Origin of the sequence: uncultured Psychroserpens sp. (assembly GCF_947492715.1) — a bacterium.
Classification (GTDB): domain Bacteria; phylum Bacteroidota; class Bacteroidia; order Flavobacteriales; family Flavobacteriaceae; genus Psychroserpens.
Genome location: NZ_CANLNS010000007.1, coordinates 145,828 through 170,331, shown reverse-complemented (window position 1 = coordinate 170,331; position 24,504 = coordinate 145,828). Strand labels below are relative to the sequence as shown.

Below are 24,504 nucleotides of genomic sequence, written 5' to 3'. Positions count from 1 at the left end.
TTAGTTTACTATGATTTCGTCAATAAAAGTCCATGCCTTATTGCCAGCGCCTTGGTTGCCATCTGGAATAATGCCATAATTAGAGAGTTTAATATAAATATATCTCGTATTGACATTGGCTTTAATAATAACATCTACAATGTTCTTTTCTGAAGTTGGAATATCTGCTTTTGAATCTATACCATGAGCGCTAAACCCAAATTCAATCTCTTTAGGCGCATAGATCCATTGTCCTTTACCGTTATGAAATCTTGTTTTAATAGATTTAACATCAGTGTCTTCACCTAAATCAATTGTAATTGCAATATCTTCTCCCCAAAAGCCTAACCATTCTTTATCGCCATATCGGGAATCGCTTCCAGAAATGCCATTTATTAAACCTTCGGGGCCGCTACCCGAATACGATTTGTGTGGTATTTTGTTAATCGTAATTGTTTTTCCAACGGCTTTATGGTAGTTTATAGTTTCAGAAAACGTAGAACCTAAACGCTTTTCAGAATTGAAAACGGCTGCTTTGATAGTTTGGCTTTCCGTTATTGGAATAGGAGTTTTGTAAACCTCTGACGATACATTAGGCTCCGAATTATCTAGAGTGTACCTGATCGTCTTATTATCGGTTGTTGTTGCTAGTGCATAGGCTGTTGTGTCGCCTTCAGAAATAAGCTCCCCTGAAATTTCATAAAGGTGATTGGCGTAGTTAATATCTAACATATCTAAGCGTTGATTGAATAATTCTACACGTTTTGTAAAATCTATATAATTTTTGTTCTCGTCTTTTGACCATACTACTTCACTCATGGCGAGCATTCTTGGGAATGCCATATATTCTACCTGATCTGAAGTAGGCATATACTCTGTCCAAATATTACCTTGTGCGCCAAGTACATATTGTACTTCGTCTTCATTTAACTCCTCTGGAATAGGATTGAAACTATAGACTTTCTCTAAAGGTAAAAAGCCACCTATAGCAGTAGGTTCATCCGGATTAGTAGATTGGTAATAATCAAAATAACAATGTGATGTTGGTGTCATAACCACATTGTGTTTTTGTTTTGCCGCTTCAACAGCGCCTTTAATACCACGCCATGACATAACGGTTGCGTTTGGTGCTAATCCACCCTCTAAAATTTCATCCCAGCCAATAATTTGTTTGCCCTTAGAATTAAGATAAGCTTCAATGCGTGTGATAAAATAGTTTTGAAGCTCATGCTCGTCCTTTAAACCCTCACTTTGGATACGCTCTTGACATTTATTACACGATTTCCATTGTGTTTTTGGTGCTTCGTCACCTCCAATATGAATATATTCACTAGGAAAAAGAGCGACAACTTCGTCTAACACATCTTCTAAAAATTCAAAGGTTTCATCTTTAGAGCAATAGATATGTTCAAAAACACCCCATTTAGTGGCGACATCAACTTGTTCTCCAGTACATCCTAAATTAGGGTAGGCAGCAATAGCTGCTTGAGCATGACCAGGTAATTCAATTTCTGGAATTACAGTAACTTGTCTACTTTGCGCATATGCGATGATATCTTTAATTTCGGCTTGTGTGTAAAAACCACCATAACGCTTTCCGTCAAACTGATGTGGTTGATCACTGTAATGTCCAATTAATGTTTCGTCTCGAAATGCAGCCACTTCCTGTAATTTTGGGTATTTTTTTATTTCGATACGCCAACCTTGATCTTCAGTAAGATGCCAATGAAATGTATTCATTTTTAACATGGCAAGCGCGTCAATGTATTTTTTAATAAAATCTACAGAAAACATATGTCTACCAACATCTAAATGCATTCCTCTATAACTAAATTGAGGTGCATCTGTAATGGTCATGCATTGTATGCTAACTGTTTCTTCTGAAAATGTATTGTTTTCAAATTCTGGAGGTAATAGTTGTCGTAGTGTTTGTACAGCATAAAACGCACCTCTATCGGTTTTTGCACGAATTCGTATTTCATATGGTTTGATATCCAGTACATAGCCTTCGTTATGTTCTATGGAGTTGTCAAGAACAAATGTTATATCGTCGTTGTTCTCAAGAGTAATAGAGCTTCCGGTTTCGATAAAATTCTGAAGAAAATCGCCAGAGGTTTTAAAATTGTCGTCGTAGGTGATTCCTACGTCATTATTAAGAACGAAATAACCTGGATTAATAGTTTGTGTTGATGGTGTAGGAATGATTTGAGAGATTTTGGTAGTTCTATGCTCTTCAGATTTACAACTGAATAAAAAGCTAATAAAAACACTTAGGGCTACAATTTTTTTGATGTACATTTTAGTATATTAGATGCCTTAAAGATAACTTTTTTTTACGACCATTTTTAATGACAATTCAGCAAAAAATAAAAGACCTTCGTTTAGAATTACGAGAACATAATTATAATTATTATGTTCTTGACAATGCAACAATTAGCGACTATGAATTTGATATGAAGCTAAAAGAACTGCAAGATTTAGAAGAGCAGCATCCAGAGTTTTATGATTCCAATTCACCAACCTTAAGAGTTGGAGGAGAGGTTACTAAAAACTTTAATACTGTTGTTCATGAGCATCGCATGTATTCTTTAGATAATTCGTATTCAAAGGAAGATTTACTAGATTGGGAAAAACGTATTAAGAAACTCGTTGATGGAGATGTTTTTTATACCTGTGAATTAAAGTACGATGGCGCTTCAATTAGCTTGACTTACGAAAACGGTAATTTGCTTAGAGCAGTTACACGAGGTGATGGTACTCAGGGAGATGATGTGACCACGAATATAAAAACGATTAAATCTGTTCCTTTACAATTACAAGGTGATTTTCCTCCTAAATTTGATATTAGAGGCGAAATTGTGTTGCCTTTTGATGGATTTAATAAAATGAATGAGGAGCGACTGGAGGCAGGAGAAGAGCCGTATAGGAACCCGCGAAATACGGCCTCTGGAAGTTTGAAACTTCAAGATAGTGCGGAAGTGGCGAAACGGCCTTTAGAATGTTTATTATATAATATTACTGGTCGAAACCTTGGTTTTGAAACACAATTTGAAAGTTTAGAACGTGCTAGACAAATGGGGTTTAAGGTGCCAGAAGCGGCGAGATTAGCCTCGTCGGTTGATGAGGTATTGGAGTTTATATCGCATTGGGATGTACATCGGCATGACTTACCTTACGAAACAGATGGTGTTGTCATTAAAGTTAATAGTCTTCAACAACAAGAAGAATTGGGGTATACCTCTAAGGCACCACGTTGGGCAATGGCTTATAAGTTTAAGGCAGAGCAAGTGTCTACGAGACTTAATGAAATTACATATCAGGTTGGGCGAACAGGAGCTATAACACCTGTGGCTAACCTGGAGCCAGTTGAATTAGCAGGAACTACTGTAAAACGAGCATCGTTGCATAATGCTGATCAAATTGAAAAATTAGACATTAGAGAAAGGGATGAGGTTTTTGTTGAAAAAGGAGGTGAGATTATTCCGAAGATTATCGCTGTTGACTTGTCTAAGCGACCAGAGGATTCAAAACCTACGCAATACATAACACATTGTCCTGAATGTCAAACCGAATTGATACGACAAGAAGGTGATGCTAAACATTATTGCCCTAACTATAATGGTTGTAATCCGCAGATTGTAGGTCGTATTCAGCATTATATTTCAAGAAAGGCTATGGATATTGAAGGCTTAGGGGGAGAAACGGTAGCGCTCTTAGTGAATGAAGGTCTAATCTCGAATTATTCGGATTTGTATACACTTAAAAAAGAAGATGTATTGCCCTTAGAACGTATGGCTGAAAAAAGTGCGGAGAACTTAATACAAGGTATTGCTGCGTCTAAGCAAATTCCGTTTGAGCGTGTGCTTTTTGCTATTGGTATTCGTTATGTAGGAGAAACAGTGGCCAAAAAACTAGCTAAACACTATAAGAATATTGATGCTATTATTGAAGCTTCGGTAGAAGATTTAATTGCTGTTGATGAAATTGGAGACCGAATTGCAGAAAGTGTTGTGGAATTCTTTTCTTCCGAAGAAAATAGAATGATTGTCGATGAAATGAAGTCTTATGGTTTACAGTTAGAATTATCTGCAGAAAAATTGGCGAATCAAACAGATAAGCTAAAAGGACAATCTATAGTAGTGTCTGGAGTTTTTGAAACTGTATCAAGAACTGAACTGAAAAAAATGATTGAAGATAATGGCGGAAAAGTCTCATCCTCAATCTCTTCCAAGACTAATTTTTTAGTTGCAGGTGATAAAATGGGGCCAAGTAAGCGAACTAAGGCAGAAACACTTGGAGTCGCAATAATCTCGGAATCTGAATTTTTATCCAAATTGAATTAAAATTCCTACAAAATGTTAAATTTTATCGATTAAATGCATTTTTATTCGTTTATATGTATTTTTTGCGTATATTTGCTATGCTATTAAGGAATAAATTATGTATTTAAGTAAAATTATAGGGATTGTACTTATACTACTGAGTATACTATTTCTAGGTCTGCAATCTCAGGCTTTAGAACTACACGCTTCTGGAGTGAGAGCATTGGCTATGGTCATGTTAACCATATTGTATGTTATGCGTGTAAAGGATAAGCAAATCTTCTTTTTGTTATTTCTCCTATTTTTTACCGCTGCGGAAATATTAAACTATGTAACTTGGGTTATAGATTTTGATTTTAGTAATGATGTAGACTACTTCTATTATATTGGAAATGGCCTTTATATATTTTCTTATTCATTTTTAATTGCTAGAATATTTGTTGGAACCAATATGTTTAAAGCAATGTCTAAATTTTTTGTGCAAACGATATTACTTACGGTTTTAGGCATTTTTGTCGTGTACTTAGTTACCGATACAACCAGAGAAGAGCTTGATAATTCGGAATATATGCTTGAGTTTATATACAATGCAGTAATTATGAGTTTGATGGGATTAGCTTTAATTAACTATATGCATAAGGATAATAAGAAATCAATGAATCTCCTCATAGGATCTATTTGTATTGTGTTTTCTGAAATCTTACAACTCGCTTATTTTTATGTTGCCGATTCTAACGTACTCAATGTATTGTGTTCAATGTTTTTAGTGGCTGCATTTGCGTTCTTCTATCTGCAGTCGCGTTTAGAAAATGAACAAACAATGGCTTACGAAACTCAAAATTTAGAAGCTTAATTTTTTTCCTAAAACAGGAATGTCTTTTCTATAGATATAGAGAATAATTAGTGCTAGTACAAATGTTGTAACTGCGGTATAGAAAAGTACACCTCCATCACCTTTTATTTCTATTCCTAATTGCGTTAAGTGCATCATAATTGCTCCGCCAATAATACCTATTGTTAATGTTGCACCAGCCCAGGCTGTTTTTTTGAACAGTAATAAGATACCTGCTATTAACTCGACAATTCCAATACCAATTCTGCCAACAGGCTCTAAACCAACTTTTGAGAAAATATAAATACTGTCTTCATGCCCTGTGAATTTAAAGCGTAAGGTTTGTATTAAAATAATGGCGACTGCAAGTCTCAAAATAAGTGGTAAATATTTTTTCATAATATAAGTGTATTGTCTATTAGACGATTAGAAAAATAAACCCTACAGATACAGATAAAATTTGTTAAAAAATCGATTAAATGTATGTTTTATTCGTTGAAATACGCAATTTTTAGTATATTTGCTTCACCCAATAAAAAATCTACCATGCATAAAATGCAAAAATTAAAGCCAAATATGGTATTGGTTATGGTCTTATTCGTCTTGCTTCTTGGCACGTCGTTAGCTACCTATTTTGATGTGATCGTTGTGCCTAAAATAGCCAAGCTAATCACGGTTACGATATTACTCACGTTTTACTTTTGTCAACTTAATAAAATGGCTAACATCTTTTTAACCGTTTTTTTAGTGTTTTTTGTAGGTGATGCCTTTTCTGTATTTGATTTTGGAGACATAGCTTCTAAATTATCAAAAACAATGTATATTGGTGCTTACTTGCTACTCATTTTTGTTCTTCTAGGAAAATTGAAGCGTGTTAAGTTTGAAGGTTTAGTCACTGTGTATCTCGTACTCGTGCTATTGCTCAATTCGTATTTTCTATATGCGCTTTATGGTGTAGCCAAAGATAATTTTGTAGATACTATAAATCTAGTACTATATATCTGTCATGGTATTACATTAATAGCTATGACTTATTTTGCATTTGCCGTGTATTTAAGTAGAGAAACAGCGCAGTCTATTACCTTTTTATTGATGGTTTTTTGTTTTGTGTTTTCAGATGTGTTACACTATATATGTAACTTATATGTCTATTATTGGATATTCGAAGTCTTCGAAGGTGTCCTTCATACGGCAGGTTTGTTTTTACTATATAAGTATGTTTATGATTACTACATGAATCGAAATAATAACAAGCGCATTAATTTTAAGACGTATTTCATTCCTACTACAGAGCGATTACGCGAAATTCGAGTTCATTTATAATTAAACGATAATAGATTTTCCGTTTGCCGCTTTGTTCTTATCAGAATCAAAGTAGAAATCTATTCTTCCAAGATTGATACCATAACAGCCTACTTGATTTACTAATAAATTTTCTCCAATAGCGTTCTTTACAACCGTTGGTTTTTTAAGAAATGTATGCGTATGGCCTCCAATAATTAAATCGATATCTTTTGTGGTTTCTGCTAATTTGAGATCACTAATCTTTTCTGGCCTATTTCTATAATTGTACCCTAAATGTGATAAGCAAATAATTAGGTCGCATTTTTCATCTTGTTTGAGAATACGTGTCATTTCTTGGGCTGTTTCTGTAGGGTCTAAATAAAGAGTTTCTTTATACATCCTTTTTTCAACAAGTCCTTCGAGTTCAATTCCTAATCCGAAAATTCCAATTTTAATCCCATCTTTTATAATGATACGATATGGCTTAACATGAGTGTCTAAAACAGTATCTGAGAAATCGTAGTTCGCTGAAACAAAATCAAATTTAGCATGTGGTAATTGTGCATAAAGTCCGTCAATACCATTGTCAAAATCGTGATTTCCGATGGTGGCAACGTCATATTTAAGCATGCTCATTAGTTTAAATTCCAGTTCACCTCCATAATAATTAAAGTATGGTGTGCCTTGGAAAATATCTCCTGCATCTAGTAATAAAGTATTGGGGTTTTCTTTTCTAATGGCATCAATTAAACTAGCACGTCTGGCAACACCACCTTGATTTGGATTTCGTCCATCATCTGGACCAAAAGCATCAATATGGCTGTGAACATCATTAGTATGTAAGATGGTAATTTTTTTAGTAGCTGGTTTAAATGATGATAAACCCATTCCGCCAAGTCCAATTAATGCTGACGCCGCTGCTGTTTGCTGAATAAAATCTCTTCTTTTCATAATTAATTTTTTAACTGAATAAAACGATCATCAATAACTGGTCTTAAAGTATCAGTCTCTGAAAAATAATCAATAAGCACATTTCTAACCTTGTAATCTAAAACATAAAGACTGTCATTAGTTTTGAAGAAATTCATTCGATCTCCACCATTGTATAAGTAATCATTCGTTGCAACAAAATAAGATGTGTTTAAATCTATAGGTTTGTCATTAATAAAAGCAGATTGTAAAAGTGTGTCTTTATCAAGAGTAATTTTTAATTTAGAAATAGGATGCGCACGTTTAGCTCTAACGAGATAATCTAATAATTCTTTTACTTGTTGCCCTTTTAGTTCTACAACCACAACCGAATTATCAAAAGGCATCACTTCGTATGCGGTTCTTGAGGTTACGTTTCCTTTGGAAATGATTGCACGAATACCACCATGATTAAGCAGTACCATATCTATATCATGACCAGTTCTAGATTTAAAAATAGGATTGGCTTGCTCAAAAACGGCATCGGCCATCATATTTCCTATGGCTGTATTATACTCCCCATCACTTTTAGATAATGTATTAACGGCATAAGCTAAAACACTATCCAAGTTAGCATTAACGTGTTCTCTATAAGGCTTAATAAATGCTTCTATAGTTTTATCTGGCTGAAGACTATCGGAGATGTTTATTTGTTTTCCTTCAATTTTATTGAGGTAACTGTCTTGTTTACATGAACTCAACGTAACAAGGCAAATAAGAAGAATAAAATGTTTATAATTCATAGAATTTATTGTGAAATGTTTACAATATCGTACGATGTGTTTTTAGTACATTTGTACAAAGCATAAATATAAATGATTTTAAAGGCATTTAAGACAAAATCAAACCAAAAATACATCAACAAATTGTTAAGTGCTAGAAGTGTTGCTGTTAGTAACAGTAAAATGGCAACTGTAGGTGTTATTTTGAATATTAGTGAATATTCAGATTTTGAGTCTTTTAGAATGTATTTTAAAAGTTTAGGAATTCAGCAGGCAAAGACTAAAATAATAGCTTTTGTTGAGGATTCGAAAGACACAAATGTGCTTTGGGATACTTATTTCAATCCAAAAGATTTTGGTTGGAAAGGAAAGATAAATAATATCGACTTACAAACCTTTATTGATACTAAATTTGATGTGTTAATCTCTTATTATAGGGAAAAACACTTAGAACTCGATATGATTGTGGCGTCATCAAAAGCAAATTTCAAAGTTGGTTTAACGAATGAGGATCAACGATTTTACGATTTGATGATAAATATAGAACCAAAAAATTTTTCGGTTTTTAAAAAAGAAATGAAAAAATATTTAACCGTTTTAAATAAATTATAATGACTAAATTTCATGGTACAGGTGTGGCCATTATCACGCCTTTTAATGCAGACCTTACGGTAGACCATAATGCATTGGCAAACTTGGTGAATTTTAACATAGACAATGGTACAGACTATATCGTAATTAGTGGTACCACAGGCGAGAGCGTTACGATTACCAAACATGAGAAACAGGATATTATAAAGACAATTGTTGAAGCTAATAAGGGACGAGTACCTTTGGTTTTGGGTGTTGGTGGAAATAATACAGCTCAGGTTATTGAAGAAATTACAACTACAGATTTGAGTGCTATTGATGCGCTTCTGTCTGTTTCACCATACTATAGCAAACCACAACAAGAAGGAATTTATCAGCATTTTAAAGCCATTTCAGAGGCGTCTCCAGTAGATATCATTTTGTACAATGTTCCTGGTCGAACATCTTCTAATATGACACCAGAAACAACATTGCGATTGGCAAGAGATTTTAAAAATATAATCGCAGTAAAAGAGGCTGGTAACAACGTGCATCAATACTTAAAATTACTAAGAGATAAGCCAGATGATTTCTTGATAATTTCGGGAGATGATGATTTGGTGCTTGGAGTTGTTTTGGCTGGTGGAGCAGGAGTGATATCTGTTTTAGGACAGGCATTACCTAAAAAATTCACGACTATGATTAATCTCGGACTCGAAGGGAAGGCTAAAGAGGCTTATAAGATTCATTTTGAATTAATGGAGCTTACATCCCTTATTTTTTCTGAGAATAATCCTGCTGGGATTAAAGCTGTTTTAGAAGCCTTGAACTTATCAAAATCGGCAGTTAGATTGCCTTTGGTGGAAGCCACAGAAGAGCTAAAACAAAAGATAAAAACAGCACTACAAAATTTAGAAGACTAGATTAATAGTTAAAATATACTTAAACTTAGTGAGCACCTGATTTCAAACGTTATTTTTGAACATAATTTTTTGTTTTTATAATACGTTAGAAATACGTACTTTTGCAACCTGTTTTTTATTTATGAAGAAATTAGTTTACTTATTAGTCGCTCTTTTGGTGTTTAACTCTTGTAGCGAATACCAAAAAGCATTAAAGTCTGAAGATATTAAGACCAAATTTGAGTTGGGTACGAAAATGTACGAAGACGGAAAATGGTCTAAGGCCTATAAGTTGTTAGGACAAATTCTTCCGAAATATGTTGGTAAACCACAAGCTGAGAAATTAACTTTTATGCATGCAAAGTCATTGTATGAAATGAGAAGTTATCTCGAAGCAGGATATCACTTTACGCGATTTGAAAATTCATATCCAAACAGTCAGAAAGTTGAAGAGGCTGCTTTTTTAGCGGCTAAGAGCTATTATGAAGTATCTCCTGTTTATAGTAAAGAACAGCAAGAAACGATAGAAGCTCTTGAAAAGCTACAATTATTTGTGAATAAATATCCGAATTCTGATTTTCTACCACAAGCTAATAAGTTGATTAAAGAATTAGATTATAAGTTAGAACGAAAAGCATTCGAAATTGCAAAACAATATAATAGAGTAGCCTATTTTGAATCATCAGATTATGAAGCGGCTATAAAAGCGTTTGATAACTTCTTGGCAGATTTTCCAGGAACAACGTTTAAAGAAGAAGCCATGTTCTATAGATTGGATTCTGCATATAAATTAGGAATTAATAGTATACAGTCAAAAAAACAGGCACGATTAAATACTGCAATAAGTTATTATGACAGTTTTAAAAAGTTCTTTCCTAATTCAGAACTAATGAAAGATGCCGATAAGATGAATGAAGAAATGACAACGGCTGTACAACAATATAATACAAAAAGTTAATACACATACATAATGGATTTAAAGAAGACCAATGCTCCTGTAACAACAGAAACTTATGACAGAAATGTCATTGATGCACCAACAGATAATATCTATGAAGCAATTTCTGTAATCTCAAAAAGAGCAGAACAGATCAATACAGACATTAGACGTGAGTTAGTTGATAAACTTGAAGAGTTTGCTACTTATAATGATAGTCTAGAAGAAATCTTTGAAAACAAAGAGCAAATTGAAGTGTCTAAATTCTATGAAAAATTGCCTAAGCCACACGCTTTAGCTGTTCAAGAATGGTTAGACGACAAGATTTATTACAGAAACACTGAAGACGACGTTCAGGAATAATATAAGCATGTCTATATTAAGCGGCAAAAATATACTATTAGGCATAACTGCCGGTATTGCGGCTTACAAGACAGCGAGCCTAGTTAGGCTATTTATAAAAGCAGGTGCTAACGTGAAGGTCGTTATGACACCTGCTTCTAAAGATTTCATTACACCTTTAACACTTTCTACCTTATCTAAAAATCCAGTCTATTCTACATTTACCAATGAAGAAGATGACAATGCTATGTGGAATAACCATGTAGAGCTTGGGCTGTGGGCAGATTTCTTTGTAATCGCTCCTGCTACAGCCAATACAATGTCTAAAATGGCAAATGGAACCTGCGATAATTTATTACTTGCTACCTATCTATCTGCTAAATGCCCTGTGTATTTTGCTCCGGCAATGGATTTAGATATGTACAAACACGACTCTACTAAGCATTCTTTTGAAAAGTTGAAATCCTTCGGAAATGTGATGATTCCAGCCACATCTGGTGAATTAGCGAGTGGGCTCGTAGGAGAGGGGCGTATGGCAGAGCCCGAAGATATTATTGCCTTTGTAGAAAAAGATATTCTCGGAAAATTGCCTTTAAGAGGTAAGAAGATATTGATTACGGCAGGACCAACATATGAAGCCATAGATCCTGTACGTTTTATTGGGAACCATTCTAGCGGGAAAATGGGGTTTGAAATTGCTAAAGCGGCTGCTAATTTAGGCGCTGAAGTTATTTTGGTTTCAGGACCATCATCTCAACATGTTAATCAAAGCATGATTACCGTAGAGCGTGTAAAGAGTGCTCAAGACATGTATGATGAGGTACACAAGCACTTTAATACTTGTGATATAGCTATTCTTTCGGCTGCTGTTGCAGATTATAGACCAAAAAATGTTGCTACCCAAAAAATAAAAAAGAAGGAATCAACGTTTACTATTGAGTTGGAAAAAACAAAGGATATTTTGAAATCTTTAGGAGCTATAAAAAAACAACAGTTTTTGGTTGGTTTTGCTCTTGAAACCAATAATGAATTAGAACATGCTAAAGGGAAATTAGCAGCTAAAAATTTAGATCTAATCGTTCTTAATTCATTAAATGATAAAGGCGCTGGTTTTGGTGGTTCAACAAATAAAGTTACTTTTATAACTGCATCTCATGACATTTTTGCTCACGAGTTAAAATCAAAAACTGAAGTAGCACAAGATTTAATGCAACAAATTTTAAAACAAACACATGCGTAATTATATATTTATTCTATTAGCCTTGGTAATGTCTACAGCTTGGTCGCAAGAACTAAACTGTAATGTTGTTGTAAATGCACAAAAAACTGGTAACGAAAATGTTCAAGTTTTTAAAACATTGGAACGTCAGTTAACAGAGTTTATTAATAATACAAAGTGGACAGATAAGTCGTTTAAACCCCAAGAGCGTATCGATTGTGGTATGATTATTACCATCGAAAATTATGATACCGACTTGTTTCAAGCAACGCTTCAAGTGCAAAGTACACGACCAGTATTTGGCTCTACTTATGCTGCACCTGTTTATAATTACAACGATAAAGATTTCAACTTTCAATATTTAGAATTTCAGAATTTTGTTTATAATCCTAATCAGTTTGAGTCTAATCTTGTATCTATGATTACGTTTCATATTTATATGATTTTAGGTTTAGACGCTGATACATTTGCTCCTAAAGGAGGTGAAGAATATTATAAGCAAGCACAAACCATTGTAAATTATTCACAGCAAAATAATGCTAAAGGTTGGAAGTTGGCAGATGGGCAACAAACACGTTTTGTGTTAATAGATAATGTGTTGTCATCTACCTTTAAGGAATTTAGAGATGTTATGTACGAATATCATCGTAATGGTTTGGATGAAATGAGTAATGATGCTAAAGAAGGTAAACAGGCTATAGCAGAATCAATAACCGATTTGCAAACCTTGAATAATCGTCGGCCAAATTCGTATTTAATGCGTGTCTTTTTTGATGCTAAATCAGACGAAATACAAGAAATTTTTAGTGATGGTCCGTCTGTTAATGTGTCTGATTTGATTTCAACCTTAACAAGAATTGCTCCTTTTCACGCTGCTAAATGGCGTAAAATAAATTTCTAAGTTTATACACCTTGTTTTTATGTTAATTTCAGTAATTTCATACTGTAATTAGTCACACGAAAATGCTTACACAACTTACTATAAAAAATTATGCGCTTATAGATGAGCTCCATGTAAACTTTAATAATGGATTGTCAATTATTACTGGAGAAACAGGAGCGGGTAAGTCTATTTTGTTAGGTGGATTGTCTTTAATTTTAGGTAAACGTGCAGATTTAAGTGCGATAAAAGACGCTTCAAAAAAGTGTATTATCGAAGCTACCTTCGATATTGCTAAATATAATTTGAAGACTTTGTTTGTTACAGAAGGTTTAGATTATGAATCGCTTACCATAATAAGAAGAGAGATTTTACCTTCAGGAAAATCTAGAGCTTTTATTAATGATACACCTGTAAATTTAAATAGCCTTCAAGTTTTGGGCGAACGCTTGTTAGATATACACTCACAGCACCAAACTTTGCAGCTTACTAACGACGACTTTCAATTTCAAATTATTGATGCCTTGGCCAATAATGAGGTGCTGTTAACAGATTATACAGATAAACTCAAACAATATAAGGGATTAAAAGCCGAGCTTGAACACCTTCATTTGCAAAAGGCTGAATCTATAAAAGAGCTGGATTACAATTTGTTTTTGTTAAAGGAATTGGAGGAAGCTAAACTAGTTGCTGGAGAATTAGAGACCTTAGAAAGTGAGTTTGAAACTCTTAATAATGTAGAAGATATAAAAGAAAAATTAACACAATCTCATCGTCTACTGAGTCATGAAGAGGTAGGTATTACTACTAATCTGTCTGAGGTTAAAAATCAACTAGGTAAGATTGCGGGTTTCGGAAAACAATACGAAGATATGTATCAGCGTGTTGTAAGTAGTTTGATTGAATTAGATGATATGTTTTCCGAGATTGAACAGTTAGAGGGACAGTTAGAAGCCGATCCAAACCGCTTGGATGCTGTAAATTCGAAATTGCAAGTTATTCATAATTTAATGCTAAAACACACTAGCCAATCCATAGAGGAGTTAATTGAAGTAAAAGAAAATCTTGCAGAAAAAGTTTCGGCCACAGAGCACTTAGATTCTGATATTTTAGAAAAGGAGAAAGTCATAATCGTTATTAATGAACAATTAAAACTAAAAGCTAGTGCGCTTCATTCTAATAGAGTGAAGGTCATTCCAGATCTCATCAAACAATTAGAGCGTATTTTAGGAACATTAGGTATGCCTAATGCGAAATTTAATATTGAATTACAGCCTTCGGAGGTGTTTTTGACTAATGGAACCGATAATCTAAAATTTTTGTTTTCTGCAAATAAAGGAGGTCAATTTAATGATCTTAAAAAAGCAGCCTCAGGAGGTGAATTGTCAAGAATAATGCTGGCAATTAAATCAATCTTATCAAAATACACACAATTACCTACTATTATGTTTGACGAAATTGACACGGGTGTTTCAGGTGAAATTTCAAATAAAATGGCAAGCATTATGCAGCAAATGAGTAAAACAATGCAGGTGTTTACAATCACGCACTTACCTCAAATTGCGGCAAAAGGCGATACACATTTCAAAGTCTATAAAGAAGATATTGAAAACGTTACACAAACGCGACTAAAAAAATTAATGCCTGAGGAACGCATTGTTGAAATCGCACAGATGCTAGGTGGAGTAGACGTTTCAAATTCTGCCATAGAGCATGCTAAACAATTACTCAATTAATACTATCTTTGAACTTATAAATAATCAACTAACATCTTAATTATAAACGCATGTCATACAATTTATTAAAAGGAAAGCGCGGAATTATTTTTGGCGCATTGGATTCTAATTCAATCGCTTGGAAAACAGCAGAACGTGTGCACGAAGAAGGCGGAACATTTGTACTTACTAATGCACCAATTGCAATGAGAATGGGGCAAATCAATGAGTTGGCTGAAAAAACAGGCTCTCAAATTATTCCTGCCGATGCGACCTCGCAAGAAGATCTAGAGAATCTAGTTAATCAATCTATGGAAATCCTTGGTGGTAAACTCGATTTTGTATTGCATTCTATTGGGATGTCTGTAAACGTTAGAAAAGGAAGAGCTTATACAGATCAAAAATACGATTGGACCCAAAAGGGAACTGATGTTTCGGCTATGTCTTTTCATAAGGTTATGCAAACCTTATATAAAGCAGATGCTATGAATGAATGGGGGAGTATTGTTGCATTAACATATATGGCAGCACAACGCGTGTTTCCTGATTATAATGACATGGCTGATAATAAAGCATACTTAGAGAGTATTGCACGTAGTTTTGGTTATTTCTTCGGAAGAGATAAAAAAGTTAGAGTGAATACAATTTCTCAATCGCCTACACCAACGACCGCAGGTCAAGGGGTAAAAGGTTTTGATGGCTTTATTTCTTATGCCGAAAAAATGTCGCCTTTAGGTAATGCAACAGCATTAGATTGTGCTAATTACACAGTGACTTTATTCAGTGATTTAACAAAACGTGTTACACTTCAAAACCTGTATAACGATGGTGGTTTTAGTAATATGGGTGTAAGCGATGCTGTAATGGATGCCTTTGTAGAGAATCAATAATATAATAATACACCTTTTTATAACCAAAACCGATGTGAAAACATCGGTTTTTTTTATGCTTATATTTTTATCGTTTTACATGGGATTATAATAGATAAATGGTATTTTTTGTTCGATGAAAATATGACTAAAAAAGAAAAAAAACGCACTAAAGATTTAAAAAACTATAAAAAAATGCATGTTTTTTGTTAAAATTTAGATTTTTTCTTAATCACGCACAACCACTTATCGGTGTTTTCTTATGCTTTGTCGAATTGTTGATATCTTGTTAAGTTCTTTTTGATTGTAATGCTTTTAATATGAATAATTTACAGGGTTATTAATTAATACATTAACTAAAAACCGACAAAAATGAAAAAAATTACTTTATTATTTTTTCTATTGCTATCATGCTTCGCATTCTCACAAGAGGATTGTGCAGGAGTAATAGATTTAGGTGCCTTGACAAGTCCATATAATGGCGATACCACAGGTGCAGCTAATGATTTCGGACAAGATTGTTTAACCAATGTAGGGGCACCAGACCAAGTGTTTTCAATTCTTGTGCCAGATGGGCAACAACTCGTCATAGGTCAATCTGCAAATAGCTATGATTCTAAGCATAGATTAGCTTATGGGACATGTCCTGGTGAAACACTTATTGTTTGCACTGATGACCCAGATACGCAAACAGAAACATGGGATAATGACACTGGATCTGATCAAACAGTTTTTTGGACTCAGTCTGCCTTTTCTACAGGATCAGGTACCTTTACACTTGAGTGGGTTGTACAAGATCCACCAGCAGCTCCAGATAATGTTGACTGTGCTAATGCAACACCAATAGTATGTGATGAGACTATAAACACTTCATCTGTAGGGTCTACTGGAGACCAAGAAGGAAGTGGCTGTACAATGGGAACAAATGGAATTTGGTTTACATTCACAGGAACAGGGGGTGATATGACATTAACTTCTACTGCTAGTTTTGACCATGAAATGGCAATCACAAGTGGAGCTTGTGGAGCATTAGCAAATGTTGGTTGTGATGATGGTTCAGCCGGAGAAGAGACGTTTACCTTCACCTCAGTATTAGATGAGACTTATTATGTGTATATAGCACATTGGTCAGGCTCTAGCAGCACTACTGGAACAATAGACCTTACCTTAACATGTGCAGTTATACCAACATGTACACCGCCTACATTGGATAGTTCAACTGTCGTTGATAGTTGTAATCCAGATGGAACAGGAACATTTACTGTAGATCACGTGTTTTCAGATGCAGGAGATGCAGGAAGTGTTTTAGACGATGGAACAAATACGTACCCAATAGTTGCAGGAACAGTAACAACAGGACCATATAATAGTGGAGATTCAGTAACAATTGAATTAACGGCTTTAGATACAGATTGTAGTTCTACAGTAGGAACGTTTGATTTTACATGTCCACAACCAGGACCTGAGAATGATGACTTGGCAAATGCTATTGATATAACTTGTGGAAACACATATGCGGGAGATACATCTGCAGCTACAATTGATGAAGCCGATGCTCCAGATGTTGCTACAATAGAACCAGATACAGGAGCAGATACTGACTCACCAAATGTATGGTATGGTTTTGTTGGAACAGGAGATACAGTCACATTGTCTACATGTGCAAATACAGATTTTGACACTGAATTGTTTGTCTTTACAGGCTCATCCGGTAATTTGACTTGTATTGATGATGGATTTGATGAGTGTGGTGGATCTGAGGTTAATTTTACAGCGGAGACCACATTTGTTTCAGTAGTAGGAACGCAATATTGGATTTCAGTTGAAGGTTGGAACGTTGGTAATGTTGGAGCTTTTGAATTGACAATAACTTGTGTGCCACCACCAGCATGTACACCACCAGTTTTAGATAGTTCGACCGTCGTTGATAGTTGTAATCCAGATGGAACAGGAACATTTACTGTAGATCACGTGTTTTCAGATGCTGGAGATGCAGGAAGTGTTTTAGACGATGGAACAAATACGTACCCAATAGTAGCAGGAACAGTAACAACAGGACCTTATAATAGTGGAGATTCAGTAACAATTGAATTAACAGCTTTAGATGCAGCATGTAGTTCAACTGTTGGAACATTTGATTTTACGTGTCCACAACCGGCACCAGAAAATGATGACTGCGCTGGAGCTATAGAGATTGCTTGTGATGGTCAGTATACAGGAGATACAACAAATGCGAATCCAGAAGATCCAGATCCAGGATTCTGTGGAACTTCGGCAGGATCGGCAGGAGCTGTATGGTATAGATTTACAGGAGCGAATTCTAATGATGGAGCAGCGGCTAATGGAAGTCAAGGTGATGATGTCACTTTAGATTTAAGTTTGTCAACTTTTGATACAAAGATTAGAGTCTTTGAAGGTGGATGTGATGCCTTAGTTTGTGTTGGAGGAAATGATGATGGAGGTACAGGTACCACGTCTTTATTTACATTTACAACAACAGTAGGTACAGATTACTATGTGTTAGTACATGGTTTCTCAACAAATGCAGGAGCATATACACTTGATGTAAGTTGTGTGCCACCACCAGCTTGTATACCAGCCTCATTTGCATTATCTGATGGCGGTAATACGTGTCCATCTGAAGATGGTTTCGTTATTGATGTAGATATTACTAATATAGGAAGTGCTACTTCAGTTAATATTTTGTTAGATGGTGCACCCGTAATTTCTGGTGTTGATGGAACAGCGTCGCCTTATAGTATTACTGGTTTAAATGCCGCAACAGATTATGATGTAACAATAGAAGATGCTGCCGATGATACTTGTGCAGCTACTGAGTCGTTCTCGACAGATGTTTGTCCGCCTGAAAATGATGTACCGGCAGGTGCAGTTGAAATTTCTGTTGGAGACACATTGTGTGAATCACCAACATTAGGTTCTAATGTAGGTGCTACAGATTCTGGAGAGGGAGATCCTTCATGTGGCGCCTCTGGTTATGAAGGTGGAGATGTATGGTTTAAAGTTATGGTGCCTGCAACGGGCGAATTAACAATTGAAACATCTTCTGCTGATGGAAGTGGAATTACAGATACCACAATGGAAGTGTACTCAGGAACTTCAGGTAATCTTTTATCTGCTGGATGTGATGATGATGGTGGTACTGGTTTGTTTTCTCTAGTGGAATTAACGGGGTTAACACCTGGTGATATTCTATTAATTAGAGTTTGGGAATTTGGTGATAATGTTAAAGGAGATTTTAATATTTGTGCTTGGTCTCCAACGAGTTTAGGAGTAGAAGACGATACATTTGCTGGCTTTAATTATTATCCAAATCCAGTAAAAGATGTATTAACTTTAGATTCACCTAAAACTATTGATAAAATAGAAGTGTTTAATGTTCTTGGGCAACGTATTATTGCAATTGATAGCCAAAATACGATTCAAAACATAGATATGTCTAATTTACAATCTGGAGCTTATATTGTTAAGGTTTCTATTGAAACCCAAACCAAAGCAATAAGAGTTTTAAAAGAGTAATCTTTAATATCTTTATATGACAAAGAGGTCTAATTTTAAATTAGGCCTCTTTTTTATTTTATTCTTATATTATACTATCGAATATTGAAAACTACTAGTTATGAAAAAAACCTTTTGTTTTTTGTTGCTTTATACGCTTTCACTAAATGTAGTAAATGCTCAAATACAATTTGAGAACATGGCTGCTAATTTGGGTGTTGATATTTCTCCAGGATTAACATCTTTAGGAAATGGTGTTTCTTTTTTTGATTATGATAACGATGGTTGGGATGATATTACAATTAGCACTGCTAATAATAATGAGTTGAGGTTTTTTAAAAACTTTTTTGGTGTTTTTGCTGAACAAGATTTTAATTTACCATACATCAATTACCAAACAAGATGTGCAGTTTGGGTAGATTTTGATAACGACGGAGATAATGATTTGTTCGTAACTAGTGATACTAATGGTAATAAACTATTGAAGAACAATGGAAATATGATCTTCGAAGATATTACGGCCACTTCTGGTATGATAACTGGTAACGTATTTACTTATGGGGCTTCTTGGGGAGATTATGATAATGATGGGTTTTTAGATGTCTTTTTAAGTAATAGAACGTCAATATTTTCTAACATACTTTATAAGAATAACGGCGATGGCACATTTACAGATATGACTTTGCCAGCTGGGATTGATCAAGATCCAGCATTCTCATTTTGTGCCGCATTTTTAGATATTAACAACGATGGATATCAAGATCTTTATGTGTCTAACGATAAACTTAATTACGAAAACAAACTTTATAAAAATAATGGCAATGGTACGTTTACAGATATTAGTATATCGTCTGGAACTAATATAGCAATTGATGCCATGTCTGTTACAGTTGGCGATTATAATAAAGATGGTTTCTTTGATATTTATATCACTAATAGTCCTTCTGGAAATTACCTCTTAAAAAACAATGGCGATGAAACCTTTCAGAATATGGCAATGTCTACTGGGACTACGTTCGATAGCATCGGTTGGGGAGCAGTGTTCTTTGAAGCTGATAATGATAGCGACCTTGATTTATATGTAAGTGGACAATATGATGGAAGCGTGGGAGGTTTGTTGTCTTCCGCATTTTATGAAAACAATGATAATAATACGTTTACTTTAAATAATAGTTGTTTCCCCATGGATAATGGTGCGAGTTATTCTAATGCAACAGGTGATATTAATAATGACGGATTACTTGACATTGTAGTAAGTAATGATGGTCAAGATATGTTTCTATGGAAAAACATGACATCTAATTCAAGGAATTGGCTAAAATTGAAATTGGAAGGGACACAGAGTAATAGAGATGCTATTGGAGCTAGAGTTGAGATTTCCGTTAACGGAGAAAAGCAATATGGCTATAAATTATGTGGAGAAGGTTATTTGGGGCAAAACTCTGGAACGATGCATTTTGGATTGGATAATAATTCACTGGTAAATTATGTGAAAGTAACTTGGCCAAGCGGTCTTGAAGAAATGCATTTTAATGTACAATCCAACCAAGTAGTTGTGCTTGCTGAGGGAGAATCACTATCTATAGATGAGAATTCAATCAACAATGATTTAAGAATTTACCCTAATCCTGTACAGGATATTTTGAGAATAGCTACGTCGCATAGTATTGATGCAATCGAAATTAGAAATGTTTTGGGGCAGCTAGTTATTGCTATTAAAAATCAAAGTACAGCACAACACATAGACATGTCTTCACTGCAGTCTGGTATCTATATCGTTAAGGTTTTTATTGAAAACCGTTATGAGACCTTAAGAGTTTTAAAAAATTGATGCCTTCTTATATGTAATTCATTTTTTAATCGATAAAAAGCAACTTTGACCATTGTTTAATTGTTCTGTAATCAATTTTTCAACGATTAAAAGTAAAAAACTGATGTTGAGTTCTATTTTTTGTTAAGGTAAATTCAAGTTCGTCGTTGTTTTTTACTTTTAATCGATTAAGGACATGCGCCTGATTCGGTCATGGATTTTTAATTTAATTTTAAACGATAACTATTTAAAAAATTAATTAATATGAAAAAGATTACTTTATTTTTTCTGTTGACGTTTTCTTTCGTTTTTACGAGCGAATTGATGGCGCAAACGCTTAATCAAAATGCAAGTTGGCCCAATGCGAATTGGACCGTGACCGGAGTCTATAATACAGACCCTCTTGCTTTTGAAGCTGATCCAACCCTAACTGCTAATTTTGCATTTGATGATGATGATGCCGGAAATGGTAGTGATGATGACATTGCTGCAGAGTCTCCTGTTATAGATTTAACAGCTGCTTTTGGTGCAGGTGAAACTTGGCTAACAGTAAGTGTAGATTTTACTTATAATGATTTAGATGATACTTTAACACTAGAATACTGGGATGCTGATGCAGGAGCTTGGACTACTTGGGAGCAATTTGTTGGAACCGCAGATCAACCTCAAAATGATTTCTGTGCAGGGGCAAGAGATTCCTTTACTAGTATTGTTTTAAACATTGCTGGGTTTACAGGAACACAACAATCAGGTTTTAGATATAGAATTTCGTTTTTAGACGATGGTGGAGCCGGTGGAGCTGCTTATGAATGGGGTTTCTGTTTTGATGCTCCGACAATTACGTCTGCAACACCTCCAGCTTGTCCAGATCCAACATCGCTAACAGCGACACCGACATCTCCAATTGAGGCTACTATAGCTTGGACAGAAGCTGGAACAGCAATGTTATGGGATGTAGAATTAGTAGACATTACGGCTGCAGGAACAGCGACAGGTACACCAACGGCTTCAGGCGTTGCAAATCCTTATATGTTAATGGGATTAACTGCTCAGAATGATTATGAAATATACGTTAGATCAGATTGTAGTGGATCTACAAGTAATTGGGTAGGTCCAGTAGCGTTTACGACGCCTGCCGTACCACCAGCAAATGATGAGTGTGATGCTGCAGTTGCTTTAACTGTTAATGCCGATTTAGCATGTGGTGTAGTAACCAGCGGAACTACGGTTGGAGGTACAGCTTCTCCACAACCTGATGATGCCACAGGAACGCCAGATAATGATGTTTGGTTTACATTCGTAGCAACGGGTGCTCAACATCAAATCTCACTTTTAAATGTTACTGCGGTAATTGGAACTTCAACAGATATGGGAATGAGCGTATTTGATGATGCAGCTGGATGTAATATGACAGCAGCAAATGAAGTAGGAGAAAGTGATCCTAATTCACTTAATCTAACTGGTCTTACTAATGGCAATACTTATTATGTTAGAGTTTATGGATGGAGTGGTACAAATTCTGCTCAAACAACTTTCGATATTTGTGTAGGAACACCACCTGCACCTCCTGCAAACGACGAATGTGATGCTGCAGTTGCTTTAACTGTAAATGCTGATTTAGCTTGCGGTGTTGTAACTAGCGGAACAACTGTGAGTGCAACAGAATCACCACAGCCAGATGATGCTACAGGAACACCAAATAACGATGTTTGGTTTACATTTGTTGCAACAGGAGCAGAGCACCAAATCTCACTTTTAAATATTGTAGCTCAAGTAGGTACTTCAGTAGATATGGGAATGAGTGTATTTGATGATGCTGCAGGATGTAATATGACAGCAGCCAACGAAGTAGGAGAAAGTGATCCTAACACCCTTAGTTTAACAGGACTTACTGGAGGTAATACATATTATGTAAGAGTTTATGGATGGAGCAGCAGCCCGACAGCTACGGCTCAAACTACATTCGATGTATGTGTAGGAACACCACCTTCACCACCAGCAAACGATGAATGTGATGCTGCGGTTGCTTTAACGGTAAATGCCGATTTAGCTTGTGGTGTTGTAACTAGCGGTACTACAGTTAGTGCTACAGAATCTCCTCAACCTGATGATGCTACAGGAACACCAAATAATGATGTTTGGTTTACATTTGTTGCAACAGGAGCAGAGCACCAAATCTCACTTTTAAATGTTGTTGCACAAGTAGGAACTTCAACTGACATGGGAATGAGTGTATTTGATGATGCTGCAGGATGTAATATGACAGCAGCCAACGAAGTAGGAGAAAGTGATCCTAATACTTTAGATTTAACAGGTCTTACAGGTGGTAATACTTATTATGTAAGAGTTTATGGATGGAGTAGTAGCCCTACTGGTACAGCGCAAACTACGTTTGATGTATGTGTTGGAACACCGCCTTCATGTGTTGTTCCTGAAAACCTTGATGCAGCATTCGTTGCACCAAGTTCAGCCGACCTTTCTTGGACAGCACCAACTGATGGTACAACACCAGTAGGATATAACTGGGAGGTTGTTCCTCAAGGTAATGCTCAGGGAGATGGTGTAGTTTCAAGTGGATCAACAGCCGACTTATTCGATACAGCTACAGGTTTAACAGTGGATACACTTTATGACTTACGTGTACAATCAGATTGTGGAGGAGGAGATACAAGTAGTTGGTCACAACCATTTACTTTTAACGCTGGATATTGTATTCCTAATGGAACAAGTACAGCGACGTATATAGATGATTTTTCTACGTCAGGGAATGATATGAATATTACAAATTTAAGTTCTGGTTTAGCACCTAATAACTATCAAAACAATTCGGCTACAATGTCTGCAAGTGGTGGACCAAATGCGACAATTGATTTTGAAGTAGTGATTGTTGGTGGTACTGTAGGATGTGCAGTTTGGGTTGATTGGAACAATGATTTCGTATTTGATACTTCTGAAGTTGCTTTTAGTACAACAAGTTATGGTAATGGACCATTTAACGGAACAATTACTATACCAGATGCAACACCAGATGGAGATTATAGAATGAGAGTGTTAATTGATTGGAACGATGCAAATCCAGGGGATGATGCACCTTGCTCATATGGATCGGCAGCTACACCTCGTGGTGAAACTGAAGATTATACAATTACTGTTGATGCTTCATTATCTACCGATGAGTTTGAAAATGAGAATGCATTTACATATTTCCCTAACCCAGTTAAAAACACGCTAACGTTAAATGCTCAAAACGCAATTGATGCTATTACAGTTATCAACATGCTTGGTCAAGAAGTATTAACAATTGCTCCAAGAGAATTGCGTTCTGAATTAGATATGAGTCAATTACAAACTGGAACTTATTTCGTGAAAGTGACAATAAATGATGTTACAGAAACAATAAGAATTATAAAACAGTAAAATACAAATTCACAATTATTTTTAAAAGAGGCCAAAATGGCCTCTTTTTTTATTGGATTTCGTGGTTTTTAAAAAGAAAATATAGTGTGAGGCCAATAACTATCGGTGTTTTGTAAAATATTGATTATGAAAGTGGTATGGTATTTTATCGGTGTTTTTGTCTTTTTATCGATTTTATAATATTCAGTATTATATATTATAGAATTATCATAATTTTAA

Annotated in this window: 18 protein-coding genes; 14 read left to right on the top strand and 4 right to left on the bottom strand. The window is 35.2% G+C overall.

Features of this window, described 5'->3' with window-relative positions:
• On the bottom strand, nt 1–2,277 hold the full coding sequence (locus Q0787_RS16530) for a family 20 glycosylhydrolase (RefSeq protein ID WP_298903950.1): 2,277 nt from the start codon (nt 2,275–2,277) through the stop codon (nt 1–3).
• A 50-nt stretch (nt 2,278–2,327) separates the two neighbouring features.
• Here Q0787_RS16530 and ligA point away from each other — a divergent pair, with 50 nt between their 5' ends.
• Together ligA and Q0787_RS16520 are read left to right on the top strand one after the other, a co-directional pair.
• Nucleotides 2,328–4,322, top strand: a complete 1,995-nt coding sequence (gene ligA / locus Q0787_RS16525) for an NAD-dependent DNA ligase LigA (RefSeq protein WP_298903949.1) — start codon at nt 2,328–2,330, stop codon at nt 4,320–4,322.
• A 97-nt stretch (nt 4,323–4,419) separates the two neighbouring features.
• A complete protein-coding gene (locus Q0787_RS16520; RefSeq protein WP_298903948.1) occupies nt 4,420–5,154 on the top strand; it encodes a hypothetical protein in 735 nt (244 codons plus the stop codon).
• On the opposite strand, the gene Q0787_RS16515 is transcribed toward Q0787_RS16520, so the two are convergent.
• Nucleotides 5,143–5,532 carry a DoxX family membrane protein gene (locus tag Q0787_RS16515; RefSeq protein ID WP_298903947.1) on the bottom strand — a complete coding sequence of 130 codons (390 nt, stop codon included), beginning with the start codon at nt 5,530–5,532 and terminating at the stop codon, nt 5,143–5,145. The genes Q0787_RS16520 and Q0787_RS16515 overlap by 12 nt on opposite strands.
• A gap of 156 nt (nt 5,533–5,688) precedes the next feature.
• Here Q0787_RS16515 and Q0787_RS16510 point away from each other — a divergent pair, with 156 nt between their 5' ends.
• Nucleotides 5,689–6,456 carry a hypothetical protein gene (locus Q0787_RS16510; RefSeq protein WP_298903946.1) on the top strand — a complete coding sequence of 256 codons (768 nt, stop codon included), beginning with the start codon at nt 5,689–5,691 and terminating at the stop codon, nt 6,454–6,456.
• Here the strand turns inward: Q0787_RS16510 and Q0787_RS16505 are convergent, their stop codons facing one another.
• Both Q0787_RS16505 and Q0787_RS16500 read right to left on the bottom strand, forming a co-directional pair.
• Nucleotides 6,457–7,368 carry a bifunctional UDP-sugar hydrolase/5'-nucleotidase gene (locus tag Q0787_RS16505; RefSeq protein ID WP_298903945.1) on the bottom strand — a complete coding sequence of 304 codons (912 nt, stop codon included), beginning with the start codon at nt 7,366–7,368 and terminating at the stop codon, nt 6,457–6,459.
• Between the two features lie 2 nt (nt 7,369–7,370).
• Nucleotides 7,371–8,129 (bottom strand): 5'-nucleotidase C-terminal domain-containing protein, encoded by a 759-nt coding sequence (locus tag Q0787_RS16500; protein ID WP_298903944.1) that lies wholly within the window; start codon nt 8,127–8,129, stop codon nt 7,371–7,373.
• Nucleotides 8,130–8,201: 72 nt separating this feature from the next.
• Between Q0787_RS16500 and Q0787_RS16495 the strand changes: the two genes are divergently transcribed.
• From Q0787_RS16495 to Q0787_RS16445, 11 genes are all read left to right on the top strand, one after another.
• Nucleotides 8,202–8,720, top strand: a complete 519-nt coding sequence (locus tag Q0787_RS16495) for a hypothetical protein (RefSeq protein WP_298903943.1) — start codon at nt 8,202–8,204, stop codon at nt 8,718–8,720.
• Nucleotides 8,720–9,601, top strand: coding sequence for a 4-hydroxy-tetrahydrodipicolinate synthase (dapA, locus tag Q0787_RS16490; RefSeq protein ID WP_298903942.1), 882 nt, complete (start codon nt 8,720–8,722; stop codon nt 9,599–9,601). Before Q0787_RS16495 ends, dapA begins: the two co-directional genes overlap by 1 nt.
• Nucleotides 9,602–9,722: 121 nt before the next feature.
• Nucleotides 9,723–10,538 (top strand): outer membrane protein assembly factor BamD, encoded by an 816-nt coding sequence (gene bamD, locus Q0787_RS16485; RefSeq protein ID WP_298903941.1) that lies wholly within the window; start codon nt 9,723–9,725, stop codon nt 10,536–10,538.
• Nucleotides 10,539–10,550: 12 nt separating this feature from the next.
• Nucleotides 10,551–10,880: a DNA-directed RNA polymerase subunit omega gene (locus tag Q0787_RS16480; RefSeq protein WP_298756595.1), complete on the top strand. Its 330-nt coding sequence runs from the start codon at nt 10,551–10,553 to the stop codon at nt 10,878–10,880.
• 7 nt (nt 10,881–10,887) lie between these two features.
• Nucleotides 10,888–12,099 carry a bifunctional phosphopantothenoylcysteine decarboxylase/phosphopantothenate--cysteine ligase CoaBC gene (coaBC, locus tag Q0787_RS16475; protein WP_298903940.1) on the top strand — a complete coding sequence of 404 codons (1,212 nt, stop codon included), beginning with the start codon at nt 10,888–10,890 and terminating at the stop codon, nt 12,097–12,099.
• Nucleotides 12,092–12,979, top strand: a complete 888-nt coding sequence (locus Q0787_RS16470) for a DUF4835 family protein (protein ID WP_298903939.1) — start codon at nt 12,092–12,094, stop codon at nt 12,977–12,979. Before coaBC ends, Q0787_RS16470 begins: the two co-directional genes overlap by 8 nt.
• A 62-nt stretch (nt 12,980–13,041) precedes the next feature.
• Nucleotides 13,042–14,694: a DNA repair protein RecN gene (gene recN / locus Q0787_RS16465; protein ID WP_298903938.1), complete on the top strand. Its 1,653-nt coding sequence runs from the start codon at nt 13,042–13,044 to the stop codon at nt 14,692–14,694.
• Nucleotides 14,695–14,744: 50 nt separating this feature from the next.
• Nucleotides 14,745–15,563 carry an SDR family oxidoreductase gene (locus Q0787_RS16460; protein ID WP_298903937.1) on the top strand — a complete coding sequence of 273 codons (819 nt, stop codon included), beginning with the start codon at nt 14,745–14,747 and terminating at the stop codon, nt 15,561–15,563.
• A gap of 351 nt (nt 15,564–15,914) precedes the next feature.
• Complete coding sequence (locus Q0787_RS16455) at nt 15,915–19,079, top strand: T9SS type A sorting domain-containing protein (protein ID WP_298903936.1); 3,165 nt, start codon at nt 15,915–15,917, stop codon at nt 19,077–19,079.
• Nucleotides 19,080–19,179: 100 nt separating this feature from the next.
• Nucleotides 19,180–20,889, top strand: coding sequence for an FG-GAP-like repeat-containing protein (locus Q0787_RS16450; RefSeq protein ID WP_298903935.1), 1,710 nt, complete (start codon nt 19,180–19,182; stop codon nt 20,887–20,889).
• A gap of 243 nt (nt 20,890–21,132) precedes the next feature.
• A complete protein-coding gene (locus Q0787_RS16445; RefSeq protein ID WP_298903934.1) occupies nt 21,133–24,285 on the top strand; it encodes a GEVED domain-containing protein in 3,153 nt (1,050 codons plus the stop codon).
• The last annotated feature ends 219 nt before the right edge of the window (nt 24,286–24,504 follow it).

What these genes read in the sequence shown, in the direction of transcription:
- Q0787_RS16500 (WP_298903944.1), bottom strand. Translation starts at nt 8,129, where the DNA reads ATGAATTATAAACATTTTATTCTTCTTATTTGCCTTGTTACGTTGAGT.
- Q0787_RS16450 (WP_298903935.1), top strand. Translation starts at nt 19,180, where the DNA reads ATGAAAAAAACCTTTTGTTTTTTGTTGCTTTATACGCTTTCACTAAAT.
- Q0787_RS16505 (WP_298903945.1), bottom strand. Translation starts at nt 7,368, where the DNA reads ATGAAAAGAAGAGATTTTATTCAGCAAACAGCAGCGGCGTCAGCATTA.
- Q0787_RS16455 (WP_298903936.1), top strand. Translation starts at nt 15,915, where the DNA reads ATGAAAAAAATTACTTTATTATTTTTTCTATTGCTATCATGCTTCGCA.
- bamD (WP_298903941.1), top strand. Translation starts at nt 9,723, where the DNA reads ATGAAGAAATTAGTTTACTTATTAGTCGCTCTTTTGGTGTTTAACTCT.
- Q0787_RS16495 (WP_298903943.1), top strand. Translation starts at nt 8,202, where the DNA reads ATGATTTTAAAGGCATTTAAGACAAAATCAAACCAAAAATACATCAAC.
- Q0787_RS16520 (WP_298903948.1), top strand. Translation starts at nt 4,420, where the DNA reads ATGTATTTAAGTAAAATTATAGGGATTGTACTTATACTACTGAGTATA.
- Q0787_RS16470 (WP_298903939.1), top strand. Translation starts at nt 12,092, where the DNA reads ATGCGTAATTATATATTTATTCTATTAGCCTTGGTAATGTCTACAGCT.
- Q0787_RS16460 (WP_298903937.1), top strand. Translation starts at nt 14,745, where the DNA reads ATGTCATACAATTTATTAAAAGGAAAGCGCGGAATTATTTTTGGCGCA.
- Q0787_RS16445 (WP_298903934.1), top strand. Translation starts at nt 21,133, where the DNA reads ATGAAAAAGATTACTTTATTTTTTCTGTTGACGTTTTCTTTCGTTTTT.
- dapA (WP_298903942.1), top strand. Translation starts at nt 8,720, where the DNA reads ATGACTAAATTTCATGGTACAGGTGTGGCCATTATCACGCCTTTTAAT.
- Q0787_RS16530 (WP_298903950.1), bottom strand. Translation starts at nt 2,277, where the DNA reads ATGTACATCAAAAAAATTGTAGCCCTAAGTGTTTTTATTAGCTTTTTA.
- coaBC (WP_298903940.1), top strand. Translation starts at nt 10,888, where the DNA reads ATGTCTATATTAAGCGGCAAAAATATACTATTAGGCATAACTGCCGGT.
- recN (WP_298903938.1), top strand. Translation starts at nt 13,042, where the DNA reads ATGCTTACACAACTTACTATAAAAAATTATGCGCTTATAGATGAGCTC.
- ligA (WP_298903949.1), top strand. Translation starts at nt 2,328, where the DNA reads ATGACAATTCAGCAAAAAATAAAAGACCTTCGTTTAGAATTACGAGAA.
- Q0787_RS16510 (WP_298903946.1), top strand. Translation starts at nt 5,689, where the DNA reads ATGCAAAAATTAAAGCCAAATATGGTATTGGTTATGGTCTTATTCGTC.
- Q0787_RS16480 (WP_298756595.1), top strand. Translation starts at nt 10,551, where the DNA reads ATGGATTTAAAGAAGACCAATGCTCCTGTAACAACAGAAACTTATGAC.
- Q0787_RS16515 (WP_298903947.1), bottom strand. Translation starts at nt 5,532, where the DNA reads ATGAAAAAATATTTACCACTTATTTTGAGACTTGCAGTCGCCATTATT.